This is a genomic window from Pseudomonas sp. zfem001, from assembly GCF_032621725.1.
Lineage (GTDB): Bacteria > Pseudomonadota > Gammaproteobacteria > Pseudomonadales > Pseudomonadaceae > Aquipseudomonas > Aquipseudomonas sediminis.
Genome location: NZ_JAVYJI010000004.1, coordinates 289,433 through 306,161, shown reverse-complemented (window position 1 = coordinate 306,161; position 16,729 = coordinate 289,433). Strand labels below are relative to the sequence as shown.

Sequence of the window (16,729 nt, the reverse complement as noted above, 5' to 3'; positions counted from 1 at the left end):
GCCGAATCGAAGGTCATGGCAAACGACGCAGGAAAGTGGATTGAACGGGAACCGGCAGCAACTCTGGATGCAGCGCCTGGACGAGGTCGCGCAGCGCCAGATGCGGGCGGGTCATGCCGTTGTCGTGCATCGGCGAGGCCCAGGCGCCAAGATATCCGCGGTCGAAGGCATAGACCTGGCCTGTGCGTACCGCCGCGAACCAGTCCGCCCGTGGAGTCGAATCGATCATTTCGTCGAGACTGGCGAAGCCCGGACGCGCGCCGACCCAGGCGGCGGCGTGCGCTCCAGCCACGTAGGCCTGCTCGAAGCTGACGTGCAGCAGGCTGCCGGGCTTGCGCAGATGCTCGAGCACATAGTCGGAGCCGGCATCGGCCAGCAGCTGCGCGCGCTGATTCAGCGCGCCGAATACCTCGAAACTGCCGCGCGTGGCCGGGAAGCCCACCATCACCCTGGGGCGTTCGGCGGCCGTGGCGGCGAGATCGCGCCAGCCCAGGTAGTCCGACTCGATGGCGGCGAAACGCACGTTACCCTCGGCCTCGCGGTTGACCAGCAGTGCCAGCAACTTCAGCCATTCGGCGCGCCCCAGTGGGTGGGCCTCGAGATGGTCCGCCTGGGGCACCGCGCGTACGCCCACGCGCTGCAACTGGGCGTGCAGATTGAACTCCGGGTAGGCGGAATAGAAGCTCAGGTATACGTCCGGCCGCATCGCCATGATCGGCTCGATATTGGCGTGGGCATGACCCCAGAGCTCGGTGATGCCACCCTCGGCAATGCGTTGCCGTACCGACTCCACGGTGACCGAACGCACGTTCTCCACCCCCACCAGGCGTTCGACCATGCCCAGCTCATCGGCCGCGCCGAGCATGGCCGAGTTGCCAGTGGCCAGGCGCTTGATCGGCACTTCGATGACGATACTACCCTCGGCATGCTCAGGCACCGGCGTGCCGCATTGCACCAGGAGTAGCTGCACCACCTCACCGGCATCGACTCGCGGGCGGAAGGTCACGCGCTTGAAGTTCGGCCCGTACTCGACCGCCAGTTGCTCGGACCAGTCGAAGCGCGAGTGTTGCGGAAAGTAGTCGAGGCCCTCGCGGTAGTCCGCGACGCATGCCGAATCCAGGTTGCGTGCCGGCCCCTCTGCGCCGACGCTGACGGCGGGGAATGTCTCAAGCGGCGGCGCGTCGATGCGTTCACAGGCGGCCAGCAGGGCCAGCAGGCTCGCCAACAGCACGCGCGGAATCACGGCCGGGCCTCGGCGGCCTGCAACACCTCGAGCAGATCGCCCAGGCGGGTAAAGTGGCGCTGCTGCTCATGCTCCCTGAGCCAATAGCCATCGTCCTCGGCATGCAGGGTCTGGGTGGCCGTGGCATCTTCGCGAAAACCGATGCGCTCCAGTGCGCGGCGCGCCCAGGTCAGAGCGCTGCCCTGCCCCTCCAGGCGAATGCCGGCGCCAGCGCCCTGATCCATCAGCCACTCACCACGCTCGATGTCGAAGCGCAGCTGTTCGGTGGCGAAGGTGGCACTGAGTACGCCACTGAGCACCAGGTCTTCCGGCGCGCCCACGTGCATCTGCCGCTGCCCATCGAGCAACCAGATGTGGTCGGCGCAGCGAATGGCAAGATCCAGGTCATGGCAGGAAAGCAGAATCGCCAGGCGCTGTTCGCGGGCCAGGCGTTGCAGCAGGTGCAGCACCTCGATGCGGCGCGGCAGGTCGAGAAACGCGGTGATCTCGTCCAGCACCAGCACCCGCGGCTTCTGCGCCAACGCTCGGGCCAGCATCACCCGCTGGCGCTCGCCATCGGACATCTCCTCCACCGGCTTGCCAGCCAGGGCCGCAGCACCGGCCGCCTGCAGTGCCTGCCGCACCTCGCGCTGATCGTCGACGCCGAGCCGGCCGCTCCACCCCAGGTGGGGATAACGCCCCAACGCCGCCAGCTCAAAACCGCTGAGCATCCCCGCCTCGACGCGGTCGGTCAGTACCACGGCGAGGCGCTTGGCTCTCTCGATGGGGGACAGCCGCGCCACTTCGACGCCTTCGAGTAACACCCGCCCGCTGACGGCCGGCTGCATGCCGCAGAGTGTGCGAATCAGCGTCGACTTGCCCGCGCCATTGGCACCCAGCAGGCAAATCAGGCGGCCGACCGGCAGCTGCAGATCGAGCGGCCCCAGCACACGCTTGCCGCCATAGCCGACACACAGGTTCTCGCAGCGCAGCATGCTCAGAAGGTCACTCCGAGGGTCAGCATGGCCGTGCGCGGCGCACCAGGGTAGGTCGGCACGAAGCTGCCGCCGGAGTCGTAGTAGCGCTTGTCGAACAGGTTCTGCACGTTGAACTGCGCCCGGTACTGCTGCGCCTGACCGAACTTGTAGCTGATATTGGCATCCCAGCGGGTGTAGGACGGCAGGGTGAAGGCGTTAGCGTTATTGGCTTCGCGCTCGCCCACGTAGTTGGCACCTATGCCCAAGCTGACGCCCTCGGCGATGCCCCATAGGTCGTAGGTTGTCCACAGGCTGGCGTTGGTGCGCGGTGCGTTGGCCAGGAGATTGCCCTCCATACCGGCATCGGTGTCGTCGCTGATGTAGGCCTTGAGGCGCGTGTAGCTGGCCAGCATGCGCCAGCGCGGCGTGATCATGAACGGCAGGTCGAGCTCCCAGCCCTTGCTGCGCTGCTCGCCGACCTGAATGCTGTAGGTGAAGGTTGGATCGTTGGGGTCCGACACCAGGCCGTCCTTGCGGCGAATGTCGAAGTACGCCAGGGTCGGCGTCAGGCGCCCGCCCAGCAGGCTGAGCTTGACCCCGGTCTCGTACTGCTCGCCCTTGACCGGCGAGGGGATAACGCCATCGCGCAGGATGCCGTTGTTCAGTTCGGTGCGCATCGAGCGCGACCAGCTGGCGTAGAACGAAACCGCATCGACTGGCGTCCAGGTAATCCCGACCCGCGGCGAGAACTCGCTGAAACTCTTCTCCGACGGCTTGTCGAGCCCGTAGAAGTCATCGATGGCCGACGCCTCGATATGGTCGTAACGCCCACCCAGCAACAGACGCCAACGCTCGGCCTCACCAAAGCTCATCTCGTCCTGCGCGTACAGCGCCCAGGAGTCGTTGATGAAGCGTCCTTCACCCGCCGGCGTCAGCGCCGAAGGCGGCTTACCGTAGACCGGATTGTTGAAGTCGATGGTGCTGGTCGTGCCGGCCGCCGCGTCGTAATCCCACCAGTCGCGGCTGTATTCAGTGCCGAACAGCACGCGGTGGTTGATCGCCCCCGTGCGCAGGTAGCGACTGACCTCGGCCAGGGCGGTGACGTCGATCTGTCGATCATGGTTGAGCTGCGGGCGCCTCGAGACGGTGGGGTTGTCCGGCGTGCCGCCGATTCCGCCATTGAAGAAGCCGTAGGAATACCAGTAAGCATCCAGCCGCGCATCGGAAGCCTGGATCGCCGCATGCAGATCCCAGTCGTCATTCAGCGCGTGATCCAGGGTGACCGAGGCCAGCTTGCTGATGGCGCTGGCGCGGGTGTGCGGCTCGGCGAAGTTGCGCTCGATGGGCGCCTGCAGATACAGCGGGTTGTTGCCGAAGCCGCGATCCATGTCGGCGACCTTGCGCGCATATTCGAACTCGAAGGTCAGCAAGGTTTCCGGCGCCAGCTGCCAGGTCAGCACCGGCGAGATGAAGGTGCTTTCGTTGTCGACGAAATCGCGGAAGCTGCCGTTGTCCTGCCAGGACGCTGTCAGCCGATAACCGAGGGTGTCGGACAACGGCCCGGTGCTGTCCAGCGTCGAGCGATAGAAGTCATAGCGCCCGGCACTGACGTCGATACGCGTGCTCTGCTCGGCCTGCGGTTTCTTGGTCACCATATTGACCACTCCGCCTGGCTCGAAACGCCCGTAGAGGGCCGATGCCGGCCCCTTAAGTACCTCGATCTGCTCGATGTTGACCAGATCATCGATGGCCACGAAGTTGGAGCGGCGAATGCCGTTCTTCAGATTGCTCTCGGTACCGAAACCGCGCAGCCTGAAGCGATCATTGACGCCACCGAAACCAACCTGATTGGTGATGCCCGGCACCGTGCGAATGGCCTCACCGAAGGTTGTTACACCACGATCCTCAATCAGCTCACGCGTCACAGTCTGGATCGAGAACGGCGTTTCCTTCACCGGCGTCAGGCTCTTGTTCGCCGTTGGTGCGGTGGTGGCGCGATAGCCCTGCTCGCGGCTACCAATCACCTCGCTGGTTTCAAGTTCCAGCGGTTCGGCCTGCGCCGCTGCGGCGCAGAAGGCAATCGCTCCCGCCAGAAGCGAATGCCTAGGGTTCAGTGCGGTCTTCATGGGTACTCTTATTCTCGATATGAAGTGAGCCGTCGGCAGAGATGGCGACTCAGTAAAGATACTTTATAACATATCAAGAATAAGGATCATGCCCCCGATAATAGAGGGCTTGCCTACAGGAACATGGCGGCTGACGAACCGGACTTACCAACCCCCGCCGCCGCCTCCTCCGCCGCCACCGCCGGAAGAGCCGCCACCGGAAGATCCACCACCACCGCCTCCCGAAGAGCTGCTCGACTGCGGGGGCGTCGACGCCAACGCCGTAGCGCTGCTGAGGCCGGCCGCCAGGGCACTGCTCATCGCTTGCGGGGAACTGTAGCTACTGCGACTGTGATACCAGGTCGGCTGATAATCGCGCTGCTCGGGGTCGATCAGGCCGCTGGCCAGTGCCGCGCTGAAGCGCGCGCTCCACTTGTCCTCGACGCCCAGGGCCATGGCGAAGGGCAGATGGCGTTCGTACAGGGCGATGCTCATCGCCGGCGCATCACCCGCCAGCGCCAGAACGTCGCTCTCGGCCAGTTGCAGGTAGTCGCGATAGCCTTCCAGCGCATCGAGCAGGTGTCGCCCCTCCAGGGTTGGCGCCGGCAACAGGTAATAGAACGCCAGCACCAGTGCGACATAGGCGACGATCAGCAGCAACGCTGGTACGGACACCGACGCTGAGATCATCATCAGCCCTACCGGCACTGGCCAGCCGAACATCAGCGCGACCAGATACAGCCCCATCTGCTTACCGAAGCTGGGCTGATGGCGGGCCATGTTGAACACGACCAGTGCCGGCACGCCAAAGCCCAGGCTGAACACCAGTCCGGCCAGACCTGTGGCCCACTCATCTTCGCCCTGGCCACTCAAGAGCACCGTTGCGGCACATGCCAATGCGGCCCACACCAACCCCAAAGCCCAGATGCCACGGTTGTTGGCAAACCAGGCCTTGCCCTGCTCGCCAAGCTGGCTGCTCAGCCCGGCCACCGCATCCGCCAGACGGGGCTCGTACTGAGTGCCGATGATCAGCGCAATACCAATCTTGTTGGCCGGAAACAGACGTTTGCGCAGGTCGCGATCCAGCTCGCTCATGTCACTGCCCGCGCCCTGGTCGCGGGCCAGGCTGAAGCCGCCGCCGTGCGGCTTGTCCTCGATATGCAGATGCTTGCGGATGGCCATGTCGGTGAGCCACACGCTGAAGGCGCGCGCCTCGCCAAAAGCGCCGCGCAACCCGCGATGCCAGAGATAGCCCGCCTGCACCGCACTCATGCCCTGCGGGCCCTCGAACAGCGGGATGATCACGCCCTTGCGCGGGTCGCGGCCGACACGCTTCCAGGCGCGCAGGTAGAACAGCAGCAGGCCGATCAGCAACACGGCACCGATGCCCACGCCCAGGTTATCCAGCATGGCGCGACTGGCGTTTTGCAGCAGGCCAGGCCGCGGTACCAGCCCTGCCTGCCAGTCCAAGGCCACGGTCAGGCCGTGATAGGCCGGCAGCGTCTCGGTGGTGGCCAGGCGCAGGTAGTCATCGCGCCGTTCGAGTACCCGGAAGTCCTGGCCCTGATCGCCCTGGGCTCCGGTATACGCAGCAAACTGGCCGATGCGCGCCCCCGCTGGCAGGCGCACCTCCACCGAGGCCTGGCGGATGGGGAATAGCCAGCCGTTGCCGGTGACGTTCCAGTACAGCTCGTCACTGTCGGCGTGATGCAACAACGTCCGCTCGACTCGATAGCGCAATTCGTAGCTATAACGCCCCGGCTCGAGCAGGACGCTAGCCGAGCCGAGGTAATAGCGCACCCAGGCGCCATTGCGCTCGGTGCGCACATGTTCCTTACGGCCGTCGCGGGTCACGCTCAGCAGGGTGATCGGGCTGCTTTGCTCCAACCCCATCGGTAGCGCATAGCTGACCGGCAGATCGCGGTATATGCCGCGACGAATATCCTGGCCCTCGGCGCGTACGGTAATGCGCTCGGTTACCAGCAGATTGCCGTCAGCCTCGACCTGCAGGGTGACGGCAAAATCTTCGATCGCCTCCTGCGCCAACACCAGGCCGGGCAGCAGAAAACAGCTAAGCAACAGGCCACGCAACCATCCTTGCATGCTCAGAACTCCATCTTCGGCGACTGGCCTTCACGCGGGTCATCCAGGGTGAAATATTCGGCCTGGGTAAAAGCGAACAGCCGAGCCACCAGATTGCTCGGCACCGACTCGACCAGTACGTTCAGCTCACGCACCGCGCCGTTGTAGTAACGCCGAGCCATCTGGATATGGTTCTCGACCTCGCTGATGTTGCCCTGCAGCTCACGAAACTGGCTGTCAGCCTTGAGCTCCGGATAATCCTCAACCAGCACAAACAGCTGGCGTAGCTGATGACTGAGCAGCGTCTCTACCGGCGCACGTTGGGCCAGCGGCGAATCCGCCAGTTGCACCGCGCGCATGCGCTCCTGCACCAACGCCTGCAGCGTGCTCTGCTCGTAGCTCATGTACTGCCGCACGCACTCCACCAGCACTGGAATCAGGCTGGAGCGGCGCTTGAGCTGCACATCGATGCCGCTGGCGGCCTCAGCCACGCGGTGGCGGTTGAATACCAGGCGGTTGTAGTAGAAAACCACGGCGCCGCCGAGCACCAGCAGCGCGCCCGCCAGCCACCAAAATCCTGAAACCTGCATAGCCTCTCCTTGTTTGGCCCGCGGCCGCCCGCTTTGCACTGACATCGTGGCAGCCCGTATCCTGTAGTGCCAGCCAGCCAGCGAGGCACGCATGCAGATCGAGTTGATCGAGATCCGCGACCACCTGAATCGCTTCGCCCCTTTCGACACTCTGCCGGAGCAGACTCTCGACGAGATCGCCCGCCAGGTGCAAGTGGGCTACTTCAAGGCCGGCAGTGAAATCCTCGCCGTCGCTGCGCCGATCCACGAGCTGCATTACGTACGCAGCGGCGCGGTGGAAATCCACCGGCGAGGCGGCGAACTGCACAACCGCCTGACCGAAGGCGACATCTTCGGCCAGGCCGGGTTGCTGCGCGGCAACAAGGTGCGCCTGGGCGCCACGGCACTGGAAGATTGCCTGATCTACTTCATACCGGGCCCCCTGTTTCAACAGCTCTGCGACCAGTTCGACAGTTTTGCCGACTTCGTCGAAGCCGAAGGCCAGTCGCGGCTCAAGTCCGCCCTCGAAGACAGCCACGGCAAGGCCAGTGAGCTGATGAAGATCAAGGTGCGCAAGCTGATCTCACGCGGCGCGGTCAGCGTGCCGCTGGATACACCGATCCAGCAGGTGGCGCAGGTGATGACCGAACACAGCGTGTCCTCGGTGATCGTCGTCGACCCCGGCACGCGCTGGCCCGACCCGAACCAGGTGGACGTCGCCGAGCAGCAGAACCAGGTGATGGCCGGCATCCTCACCGACCGCGACCTGCGCACCCGCGTGGTCGCCGCTGGTCTGGCCAGCGACACACCGGTCAGCCAGATCATGACGCCCAACCCGATCACCCTGCAGGCCGACGACTCAGTGTTCGAGGCCATGTTGTGCATGCTGCGCAACAACATCCACCACCTGCCGGTGCTGCATCGCCGCCGCCCAGTGGGCGTGGTGGCGTTGGCCGACATCATCCGCTACGAGTCGCGCAGCAGCCTGTACTTGGTCAACGGCATCTTCAACAAGACCTCGGTGGAGGGGCTCAAGAGCCTGCTGCCGGACCTGCGCGCCACCTTCGTACGCATGGTCGCCGACGATGCCAGCGCACATATGGTCGGCAGCGCCATGAGCGGCATCGGCCGCGCCTTCAGCCAGCGCCTGCTGGAGTTGGCCGAACAGACACTCGGCCCGCCGCCGGTGCCTTACTGTTTCATGGTCGCCGGCTCCATGGCCCGCGACGAGCAACTGCTGCTCACCGACCAGGACAACGCCCTGGTGCTCGACGATAGCTTCGATGCGGACGAACACGACGCCTACTTCGCCGAACTGGCGCAGTTCGTCAGCGACGGCCTGGCCGCCTGCGGCTACAGCTACTGCAAGGGCGGCATCATGGCCACCAACCCCAAGTGGCGACAGCCGCTGAAGGTGTGGCGGCAATACTTCAGCGAATGGATCGAGCGGCCCAACCCGGAAACCCTGCTCAACGCCAGCATCTTCTTCGACCTCGACGGCCTCTACGGCGAAACCGAGCTGGTGGAGAACCTCAAGGACCTGCTTGCCGCAAAAGCCAGCGCCAGCCCTGCCTTCCTCGCCGCGCTGGCGCGCAATGCACTCAACCGCACGCCGCCGCTGGGCTTCTTCCGCACTTTCGTGATGGAAACCGACGGCCGCCACCGCAACATCATCAACCTCAAGGGCCGTGGCACCGCGCCGCTCACCGACCTGATCCGCGTGCACGCCCTGGCCTGTGGCTCCAAGGCGCAGAACTCACTGGATCGTCTCGACGCCATCGCCGCCACCAAACTACTGCCTAAGGAAGCGCTGGAGCACCTGCGCTATGCCTTCGAGTTTCTCAGCCTGGTACGCGTGCGCCACCAGGCCCGTGAAGTCGAGGCCGGCAACGCGCCGAGCAACTACATCGAGCCGGAACAGTTCAGCGCCAGCGAACGCCAGCACCTCAAGGAAGCCTTCCAGGTGATCAGCAACGCGCAGAAATTCCTGCGCTTTCGCTACCCGGCGCAACCGGCGAGCCGCACGCGATGAGTGAGCGCGCGGCCCAGGACTGGCCGCAACTGTTCGCCAGCCTCGCCGACAGCAGCCGCGACCCACGCCTGCGCGCCTTCTACAGCGCCGGCTGCGTCGCCGCCGATACGCCATTGGCGGAAGTGCCGCTGGTAGCACTGGATGTGGAAACCACCGGCCTCGACCCACGTGAACACGCCATCGTCAGCCTTGGCCTGGTGCCACTGAGCCTGCAACGCATCCGCTGCGCAGAAGCCCGTTATTGGGTGGTCAAACCCACCAGCGAGTTGAGTGCCGAATCAGTCACCTTCCACCACATCACCCACAGCGACATCCGCCACGCCCCACGCCTGGCCAGCGTGCTCGAAGAGCTGCTGGAAGCCCTGGCCGGCAAGGTGGTGGTGGTGCACTACCGCAATATCGAACGCAGCTTCCTCGACCAGGCCGTGCGCCAGCACCTCGGCGAAGGGCTGATCTTCCCCACCATCGACACAATGGAACTGGAAGCCCGCCTGCACCCCAAGCGCACCGTAAGCTGGTGGGACCGCCTGCGCGGCCGCGAGCCCATTTCCATCCGCCTGGCCGACAGCCGCCTGCGCTACGGCCTACCGCTGTACTCGGCGCACCATGCGCTGACCGATGCGTTGGCCTGTGGCGAGCTGCTGCAGGCGCAGGTGGCGAGGCACTATCCGGGGCATACGCCAGTGGGGGCGGTCTGGGGCTGATTGATACAGGGCATGCGTGTATGCCCCCGTCAGAGCGGGAGGGCAAAAGTGGAAGTCAGGCAAACACTCTGCCCGGCCAGTCATCCCGAGATAAGGTTAAGCTTCGAAAGCCTTTCGCGTCAGGCGTAGCGCAATGATACGGAGCTAAATAGAGCGCTCAATTATCGGATTGATGCCGCCTTCAATCTAATCACTGTTAGAACACACAGGAACCAGAAGCTCGTGTCTCAGAAGCGACCGCGCGTCAACCTTGAGCCTGCAATACAATCCGATTTCGAAGCGCTCGTCGCCATCCGCATCGAAGCCATGCGCGAGAGCCTGGAGCGCATCGGACGGTTCGATCCAGCGCGCGCAAGAGAGCGCTTTCTTGCCGGCTTCTCGCCCGAGAGCACAAGGCACATCGTCGTCGCCGGCAAGCGCGTCGGGTTTGTCGTCACAAAGCTCCAAGAGCCGTACCTATTGCTCGATCACTTGTACGTCAGACCTGAGCATCAACGCCTTGGCATCGGCGCCCAGGTCTTGCAGTCCGTGTTCAGTCAAGCCGAGTCACTGCAAAAGCCGGTCAAAGTCGGTGCGTTGCGGGAGAGCGAGTCCAATGAGTTCTACACCCGCCATGGCTTCCAGCTTGTGGAACAAGGCGAATTCGACAACTACTACGTCCGTAGTCCCTCGAGTGCGCCCTGACCCTTCACACGGCCGGCCTCTCAGATCAGACGACAGACTCCGACGCACAGCATCTTATACGGCGATCCCCCCGCAGAGCGTGGGTACTACCGGCAACACCTTCAATCTATAACAGCGCAGACACACGCCCATGAATCGCCGCAAGAAGATCAAACAACTACTCGAAGCCCATGCCAAGAAGGCCAATGCCAAGCTCGCGCCCAAAAGCAGCAAACCCAAGTACATCAGCAAAGCTGACAGGGCGAAGTTGGAGGCTGAAACGGCTCAAGAGCCTCTCGCGCCCGTGGAGTAAAAGTCGGTTAGACGGATGATGTGGGCCCCATCGAAAAGCCAAGAGCATCGCGGCTAAAGCCCCTATCACACGAGCGGGCTAACCCAGCACCTTGTCTGCGGTATACACCGCCTCGTCGAGAAACACGTTCACCGCCGGGTGATCGCGCTCGCCCTTGCGGTAGGCGAGAAAGACGCCGCGCTGGATAGCCGGCAGCAGCGGCACGGCGGTGACGCCGGGTAGCGTTCGCACCAGGCGCAGGCCGGAAACAATGGAGATGGAGTTGCCTGAGGCGACCATGGCCGCGACCATCTCGAAGCCGGCGCAGTGGGCATTGATGCGCGGCGCATAACCCGAACGGCGGCACAGGTTGGTGATGAATTCGCCGAACGAGCTGCCGGTGGAATCCAGCGCCCAGGCTTCGTCGCGCAGCTCGGCGATGGTCAGGCTGTCGCGCCGGGCCAGGGCATGGTCGATGGGCAGCAGCACGTGCAGCTGGTCCTGAGTCAGGGGAATCAGCGCGTAGTTCTCGCGGTTTTCGTCGGGCTGCACGGCGAGGTCGTCGATCACCGCCACGTCGATCTGCCAGGCGCCGAGGGCGCTGAGGCTTTCCTGCGGTTCCAGTTCCAATACCACCACGTTCAGCCGCGGGTAGGCGCTGCGCAACGCACGCAAGGTTTCCGCGATCACCGCCACGGCAATCGAGGGGAAAGCCGCCACACGCAATTCACCGGCGATTTCGCCGCGCAGCAGCGCCAGCTCCGAGCGCGCTTCGTCGAGCACCATGAGGATGCGCTCGACATGCGCCACCAGGCGCTCGCCGGCCGGGGTCAGCACCACGCCGCGCCCGCGTCGTTCGATCAGCGCCATGTCCGCTTCGCGTTCGAGCTGGGACACCTGCTGCGAAACCGCCGAGGGCGTCAGGTGCAGCGACTCGGCAGCGGCGGCCATGGTGCGGCAACGGGCCAGTTCACGCAGGGTGCGCAGGCGGGTGATGTCCATGACGCGATCTCAATAGTTAAGGGTCGCTAACGAATAGGTTAAAAATAAATCAGTATACATAATGATATGGCCGGCCTTAGATAGAGATATCCACACGCGCTGAACCGGGCGCGTGGTTCACCCACATACAGGCATCGCTGAAAACCGGGTTTTCAGCCGTGCCCACAGAAGAAGAATCTCGCCATGGCTATCAGCGTTTTCGACCTGTTCAAAGTCGGTATCGGCCCCTCCAGTTCCCACACCGTCGGCCCGATGCGCGCGGCCGCGCTGTTCACCCACGCGCTGGAGAATCACGATCACATGCCGCAGGTGACCCGCGTCGCCGCCGAGCTGTACGGCTCGCTGGGCGCCACCGGCAAGGGCCACGGCAGTGACAAGGCGGTGCTGCTCGGTCTCAGCGGCCATGAGCCGGACACCGTCGACGTGGACCAGGTGCCGGGCTACATCGAGGCCATCCGCCGCGACAAGCGCATCGTCCTGGCCGGCAAGCACGCCGTCGCCTTCGACGAGAAGGCCGACCTGAAGATGTTCCGCAAGGCGCTGCCGCTGCATGCCAACGGCCTGCGCTTCGCCGCCTTCGATGCCGCCGGCATTCAGGTGCACGAGGCCACTTATTACTCGGTGGGTGGCGGCTTCGTGGTCAGCGAGGCGATCCTCGCCGACGGCTCCAAGCACAAGGTCATCGCCCCGGATGCCACCAGCCTGCCGCTGCCGTTCACCAGTGGTGCCGACCTGCTGCGCCTGGCGCGCGAGAACGGCATCGGCATTGCCGAGGTGATGCGCCGCAATGAACGTCACTGGCGCAGCGACGAAGAGACCGATGCCGGCCTGCTGGAAATCTGGAAGGTGATGCAGGCCTGCGTCGACCGTGGCTGCCGCACCGAAGGTATTCTGCCGGGCGGCTTCAAGGTACGTCGCCGTGCCGCGATCCTGGCGCGCAAGTTGGGCGGCTTCCAGCGCAGCTATCTGGAAGACCCGCTGCGCATGCTCGACTGGGTCAACCTCTGGGCCCTGGCGGTGAACGAGGAGAATGCCGCCGGTGGCCGCGTGGTCACCGCGCCCACCAACGGCGCCGCCGGCATCATCCCGGCCGTGCTGCACTACTACGCCAACGCCATTTCCGGCGCCAGCGACCGCGGCATCATCGATTTCCTGCTCACCGCCGGCGCCATCGGCATCCTGTACAAGGAAAACGCCTCGATCAGCGGCGCAGAAGTCGGTTGCCAGGGTGAAGTGGGCGTGGCCTGTTCGATGGCGGCCGGTGCGCTGTGTGCGGTGCTGGGCGGCACCCCGGAGCAGGTCGAGAACGCGGCGGAAATCGGCATGGAGCACCACCTGGGCCTGACCTGCGACCCGGTCGGCGGCCTGGTGCAGATCCCCTGCATCGAGCGCAACGCCATCGCCTCGGTGAAGGCCATCAACGCCGCGCGCATGGCGCTGTACGGCGACGGCTCGCACTACGTGAGCCTGGACAAGGTAATCAAGACCATGCGCGAGACCGGCGCGGACATGCTGACCAAGTACAAGGAAACCGCCCGTGGCGGCCTGGCGGTAAATATCATCGAGTGCTGATGCACTAGCGCCACAAACAAAAACGCCGCGAACCCTGACAGGTTCGCGGCGTTTTCATTTATGGCCGGAACGACCCGCTCCCGTCCATGGGAGAGGGTCGTTCGTCGCTTAACGCGGCTCGCTCATCAGGCCTTTGACGATGGAAATACAGCCCACCAGCAGCACGATGGTGAACGGCAGGCCCGTCGACACAGCCATGGCCTGCAGCGCCACCAGACCGCCGCCGAGCAGCAGGGCGATGGCGATCACGCCTTCGATGCTGGCCCAGAATACGCGCTGCGGTACCGGTGCGTTGACCTTGCCGCCGGCGGTGATGGTGTCGATCACCAGGGAGCCCGAGTCCGACGAGGTGATGAAGAACACCACCACCAGCACGATGCCGATGAACGAGGTGATACCGGTCAGCGGCATTTCACCGAGCATGCTGAACAGCTTCAGCTCCAGGCCGGCTTCCTGCGCACCGGTGAAACCATCGACCAGCAGCTGGTTGATGGCGGTACCACCGAAGGCAGTCATCCACAGCACCGACACCAGCGACGGCACCAGCAGCACGGCGACAAGGAACTCACGCACGCTGCGACCACGACTGACACGGGCGATGAACATGCCGACGAACGGCGACCAGCTGATCCACCAGGCCCAGTAGAAGGCGGTCCAGCCCTGGCTGAAGTTGGCATCTTCACGGCCGACCGGATTGGACAGCGCCGGCAGGTACTGCAGGTAAGCGCCGAGGTTCTTGAAGAAGTCGGTGAAGATCACCAGGGTCGGCCCGGCGATGATGATGAACAACAACAGGGCCATGGCCAGGCCCATGTTGATTTCCGACAGGCGCTTGACGCCCTTGTCGAGACCGGCAACTACCGAAGCCAGGGCGATCAGGGTGATGGCGATGATCAGCAGCACCTTGGTGGTGTCCGTCGCCGGGATGCCGAACAGGTACTCCACACCCGCAGCCGCCTGCTCCGCGCCAAGCCCCAGCGAGGTGACCAGGCCGAACAGGGTGGCGAACACCGCAAGGATGTCGACGATATGCCCTGGCCAACCCCAGACGCGCTCACCGAGTATCGGGTAGAAGATCGAACGGATCGACAGCGGCAGGCCCTTGTTGAACGAGAACAACGCCAGTGCCAATGCGACGATGGCGTAGATCGCCCACGGGTGCAGGCCCCAGTGGAAGATGGTCGCAGCCATGCCCAGACGCACGGCTTCTTCTGCGTTGCCGGCAGCGCCGCCAAGCGGTGCCCAGTCGGTACGCACGCCATCCTCACCGACGGTGATACCACCCATCGCCGCGCTGTAGTGCGACATGGGCTCGGACACGCCGTAGAACATCAGGCCGATACCCATACCGGCGGCGAACAGCATGGAGAACCAGCCCATGTAGGTGTAGTCGGGCGTCGCGTCCTTGCCGCCGAGGCGTACCTTGCCCAGTGGCGACAGGATCAGGCCGACACAGAGGACGACGAAGATGTTGGCGGCCCCGATGAAGAACCAGGCCATGTGGTGGGTGAGCCAGTCGCGCAAGCCGCTGAACAGCGGCTCGATCTGGTTCTGCAGAGCCAGGGCGAGGATCACGAAGATCACCGCGACCAGCGCGGAGATGGTGAAGACCTTGCCGTGGATGTCGAGGGCGAAAACGAATTGCCCTTTGATGTTGTCCTGACCGATGACGTAATCGGTGTCGATCAGATTGGCCTCACCGGACGGTGCCGGGATGCCTTCGTGGGTTTCCGCTGCGGATGGCGGGGTCGTGTCATGCGAAGGGACGTTTCCCATACGTGGCGTGCTCCTTGATGCGTTTGACTCGCTAGACGAGCGTGAACAGGACGGATGCCCTCCTCCAATTAAAGACGACCCACAGACGTGGTCGAACCGGAAAGGGTAACACATGAATTCCGCTCACTCAGACTCACAGACACATGAGAGTCCCGAATAATTCCCTGTAAGCTGGCAATTTGCCCGGCACTGCCACACCAGGACACAGCGTGGCAGGATGTACGCAGAACGCCCTGAAACCGCCGTAGTCAGTTGCACACAGCCTGTGAAAGGAAGAGCCTGCATGCCTGCCGATTTCGGCATTCCCCACTTGTTCGCCTACCTGATCGCCACCATTCACGCCCTTGGCGTACTGGCCGCGATCCACGCCGTGCTCACCGTGCGCACCGCCCAGGGTGCGCTGGCCTGGGGCCTGTCGCTGTTCTTCATGCCCTACCTGACGCTGCTGCCGTACCTGGTGTTCGGCCGCAGTCGCTTCGATGCCTACGTCAAGGCGCGGCGTCAGGCCGACAAGGAAATGCACCACGCCATGGCCGAGCAGGACTGGCGCCCCTGGGTCGAGGAAGCCAAGGCCGCGCACCTGTCGCCCGCCTACGACCGCGTACGAGCCCTGCCACGCCTGTCGCACTTGCCCGGCCTGACCGGCAACCGCGTCGACTTGCTGATCGATGGCGAGGCCACCTTCGCGGCGATCTTCAACGCCCTGGCCGGCGCCCAGCAGGTGATCCTGCTGCAGTTCTTCATCATTCGCGACGACCGCCTCGGCCGCCGCCTGCAAGACGTACTGCTGGAGCGCGCCGCCGCTGGCGTACAGGTGCATGTGCTGTATGACGGTGTCGGCAGCCATTCGTTATCAGCCGCCTTCATCGACCGCCTGCGCCGCGGTGGCGTACAGATACACGCCTTCCCCACACGCTCCGGGCTGCTCAATCGCTTTCAGCTGAATTTTCGCAACCACCGCAAGATCGTCGTGGTCGACGGTGAGATCGGCTTTCTCGGCGGACTCAACGTCGGCATCGAATACCTCGGGCAGAAGCCGCCGCTGGCGCCCTGGCGCGACACCCATGTCGAGGTGCGCGGCCCGGTGGTGGCCAGCCTGCAGGAAGCTTTCGCCGAAGACTGGTACTGGGCCTGCAAGCGCCTGCCACCGCTGCTGATGCCGAGCAAGCAGGATGAACCCGGCCTGCTCTGCCAGGTGGTCGCCAGCGGCCCGGCCGACCCGCAGGAAACCTGCTCGCTGCTGTTCGTCGAGGCGATTCATGCGGCGCGCGAGCGGATCTGGCTGAGCAGCCCCTACTTCGTGCCCGACGAGGCGCTGTTCGCCGCACTGCGCCTGGCAGTGATGCGCGGCGTCGACGTGCGCCTGCTGCTGCCGGCACGCCCGGACCATCGCATCGTCTACGCCGCCTCCAGCCTGTACGCCTTCGAAGCCTTGCGCGCAGGCGTGCGCATCTTTCGCTACCAGCCGGGCTTTCTGCACCAGAAGGCTTTGCTGATCGATCACGATGTCAGCATGCTGGGCAGCGCCAACCTGGATAACCGTTCCTTCCGCCTGAATTTCGAGGTCAGCCTGCTGACCTTCGACGAGGGCTTCAACGCTCAGGTCGCCGCCATGCTGGAAGACGACTTCAGCCGCTCGCGCGAGCTGGTCAACGCCGACCGGCGCAACCTGCACCGCCTGCAACAACTGGGCATGCGCGTAGCAAGGCTGATCTCGCCGATTCTCTAAGGCG

The 16,729-nt window shown here is 64.3% G+C and carries 13 protein-coding genes; 6 read left to right on the top strand and 7 right to left on the bottom strand.

All coding sequences use genetic code 11. The annotated features are described in order from the left end of the window. Positions 1-13: 13 nt before the first annotated feature. The 5 genes from RTH74_RS15745 to RTH74_RS15725 form a co-directional block, all read right to left on the bottom strand. On the bottom strand, positions 14-1,243 hold the full coding sequence (locus tag RTH74_RS15745; protein WP_316915279.1) for an ABC transporter substrate-binding protein: 1,230 nt from the start codon (positions 1,241-1,243) through the stop codon (positions 14-16). After that, positions 1,240-2,217, bottom strand: a complete 978-nt coding sequence (locus RTH74_RS15740; RefSeq protein ID WP_316915278.1) for an ABC transporter ATP-binding protein — start codon at positions 2,215-2,217, stop codon at positions 1,240-1,242. Before RTH74_RS15740 ends, RTH74_RS15745 begins: the two co-directional genes overlap by 4 nt. A gap of 2 nt (positions 2,218-2,219) precedes the next feature. Next, positions 2,220-4,325, bottom strand: a complete 2,106-nt coding sequence (locus RTH74_RS15735) for a TonB-dependent siderophore receptor (protein WP_316915277.1) — start codon at positions 4,323-4,325, stop codon at positions 2,220-2,222. Between the two features lie 144 nt (positions 4,326-4,469). Beyond that, positions 4,470-6,407 (bottom strand): DUF2207 domain-containing protein, encoded by a 1,938-nt coding sequence (locus RTH74_RS15730; RefSeq protein ID WP_316915276.1) that lies wholly within the window; start codon positions 6,405-6,407, stop codon positions 4,470-4,472. Positions 6,408-6,409: 2 nt separating this feature from the next. Next, entirely contained in the window at positions 6,410-6,976 is a 567-nt protein-coding gene (locus RTH74_RS15725) for a LemA family protein (RefSeq protein ID WP_316915275.1), read from the bottom strand. Between the two features lie 91 nt (positions 6,977-7,067). On the opposite strand from RTH74_RS15725, the gene RTH74_RS15720 reads away from it, so the two are divergent. The 4 genes from RTH74_RS15720 to RTH74_RS15705 all read left to right on the top strand — a co-directional run bounded on the left by RTH74_RS15720 (position 7,068) and on the right by RTH74_RS15705 (position 10,667). Further along, a complete protein-coding gene (locus RTH74_RS15720) occupies positions 7,068-8,987 on the top strand; it encodes a DUF294 nucleotidyltransferase-like domain-containing protein (protein WP_316915274.1) in 1,920 nt (639 codons plus the stop codon). Next, positions 8,984-9,691 (top strand): 3'-5' exonuclease, encoded by a 708-nt coding sequence (locus RTH74_RS15715; RefSeq protein ID WP_316915273.1) that lies wholly within the window; start codon positions 8,984-8,986, stop codon positions 9,689-9,691. The genes RTH74_RS15720 and RTH74_RS15715 overlap by 4 nt, the downstream gene beginning before the upstream one ends. Before the next feature lie 306 nt (positions 9,692-9,997). After that, positions 9,998-10,375 (top strand): GNAT family N-acetyltransferase, encoded by a 378-nt coding sequence (locus RTH74_RS15710; protein ID WP_106734215.1) that lies wholly within the window; start codon positions 9,998-10,000, stop codon positions 10,373-10,375. A 130-nt stretch (positions 10,376-10,505) separates the two neighbouring features. Then, positions 10,506-10,667: a DUF2986 domain-containing protein gene (locus tag RTH74_RS15705; protein WP_106734123.1), complete on the top strand. Its 162-nt coding sequence runs from the start codon at positions 10,506-10,508 to the stop codon at positions 10,665-10,667. 78 nt (positions 10,668-10,745) lie between these two features. On the opposite strand, the gene RTH74_RS15700 is transcribed toward RTH74_RS15705, so the two are convergent. Next, positions 10,746-11,648 (bottom strand): LysR family transcriptional regulator, encoded by a 903-nt coding sequence (locus tag RTH74_RS15700; RefSeq protein WP_316915272.1) that lies wholly within the window; start codon positions 11,646-11,648, stop codon positions 10,746-10,748. 183 nt (positions 11,649-11,831) lie between these two features. On the opposite strand from RTH74_RS15700, the gene RTH74_RS15695 reads away from it, so the two are divergent. Then, entirely contained in the window at positions 11,832-13,220 is a 1,389-nt protein-coding gene (locus RTH74_RS15695) for an L-serine ammonia-lyase (protein WP_143505763.1), read from the top strand. 108 nt (positions 13,221-13,328) lie between these two features. Here the strand turns inward: RTH74_RS15695 and RTH74_RS15690 are convergent, their stop codons facing one another. Next, positions 13,329-14,996, bottom strand: a complete 1,668-nt coding sequence (locus tag RTH74_RS15690; RefSeq protein ID WP_316915271.1) for a BCCT family transporter — start codon at positions 14,994-14,996, stop codon at positions 13,329-13,331. A gap of 283 nt (positions 14,997-15,279) precedes the next feature. Between RTH74_RS15690 and cls the strand changes: the two genes are divergently transcribed. Further along, positions 15,280-16,725, top strand: coding sequence for a cardiolipin synthase (cls, locus tag RTH74_RS15685; RefSeq protein ID WP_316915270.1), 1,446 nt, complete (start codon positions 15,280-15,282; stop codon positions 16,723-16,725). Positions 16,726-16,729: the final 4 nt, after the last annotated feature.

Coding starts and splice junctions, on each gene's coding strand:
- RTH74_RS15740 (WP_316915278.1), bottom strand. CDS start 2,217: ATGCTGCGCTGCGAGAACCTGTGTGTCGGCTATGGCGGCAAGCGTGTG.
- RTH74_RS15735 (WP_316915277.1), bottom strand. CDS start 4,325: ATGAAGACCGCACTGAACCCTAGGCATTCGCTTCTGGCGGGAGCGATT.
- RTH74_RS15730 (WP_316915276.1), bottom strand. CDS start 6,407: ATGCAAGGATGGTTGCGTGGCCTGTTGCTTAGCTGTTTTCTGCTGCCC.
- RTH74_RS15725 (WP_316915275.1), bottom strand. CDS start 6,976: ATGCAGGTTTCAGGATTTTGGTGGCTGGCGGGCGCGCTGCTGGTGCTC.
- RTH74_RS15720 (WP_316915274.1), top strand. CDS start 7,068: ATGCAGATCGAGTTGATCGAGATCCGCGACCACCTGAATCGCTTCGCC.
- RTH74_RS15715 (WP_316915273.1), top strand. CDS start 8,984: ATGAGTGAGCGCGCGGCCCAGGACTGGCCGCAACTGTTCGCCAGCCTC.
- RTH74_RS15710 (WP_106734215.1), top strand. CDS start 9,998: ATGCGCGAGAGCCTGGAGCGCATCGGACGGTTCGATCCAGCGCGCGCA.
- RTH74_RS15705 (WP_106734123.1), top strand. CDS start 10,506: ATGAATCGCCGCAAGAAGATCAAACAACTACTCGAAGCCCATGCCAAG.
- RTH74_RS15700 (WP_316915272.1), bottom strand. CDS start 11,648: ATGGACATCACCCGCCTGCGCACCCTGCGTGAACTGGCCCGTTGCCGC.
- RTH74_RS15695 (WP_143505763.1), top strand. CDS start 11,832: ATGGCTATCAGCGTTTTCGACCTGTTCAAAGTCGGTATCGGCCCCTCC.
- RTH74_RS15690 (WP_316915271.1), bottom strand. CDS start 14,996: ATGGGAAACGTCCCTTCGCATGACACGACCCCGCCATCCGCAGCGGAA.
- cls (WP_316915270.1), top strand. CDS start 15,280: ATGCCTGCCGATTTCGGCATTCCCCACTTGTTCGCCTACCTGATCGCC.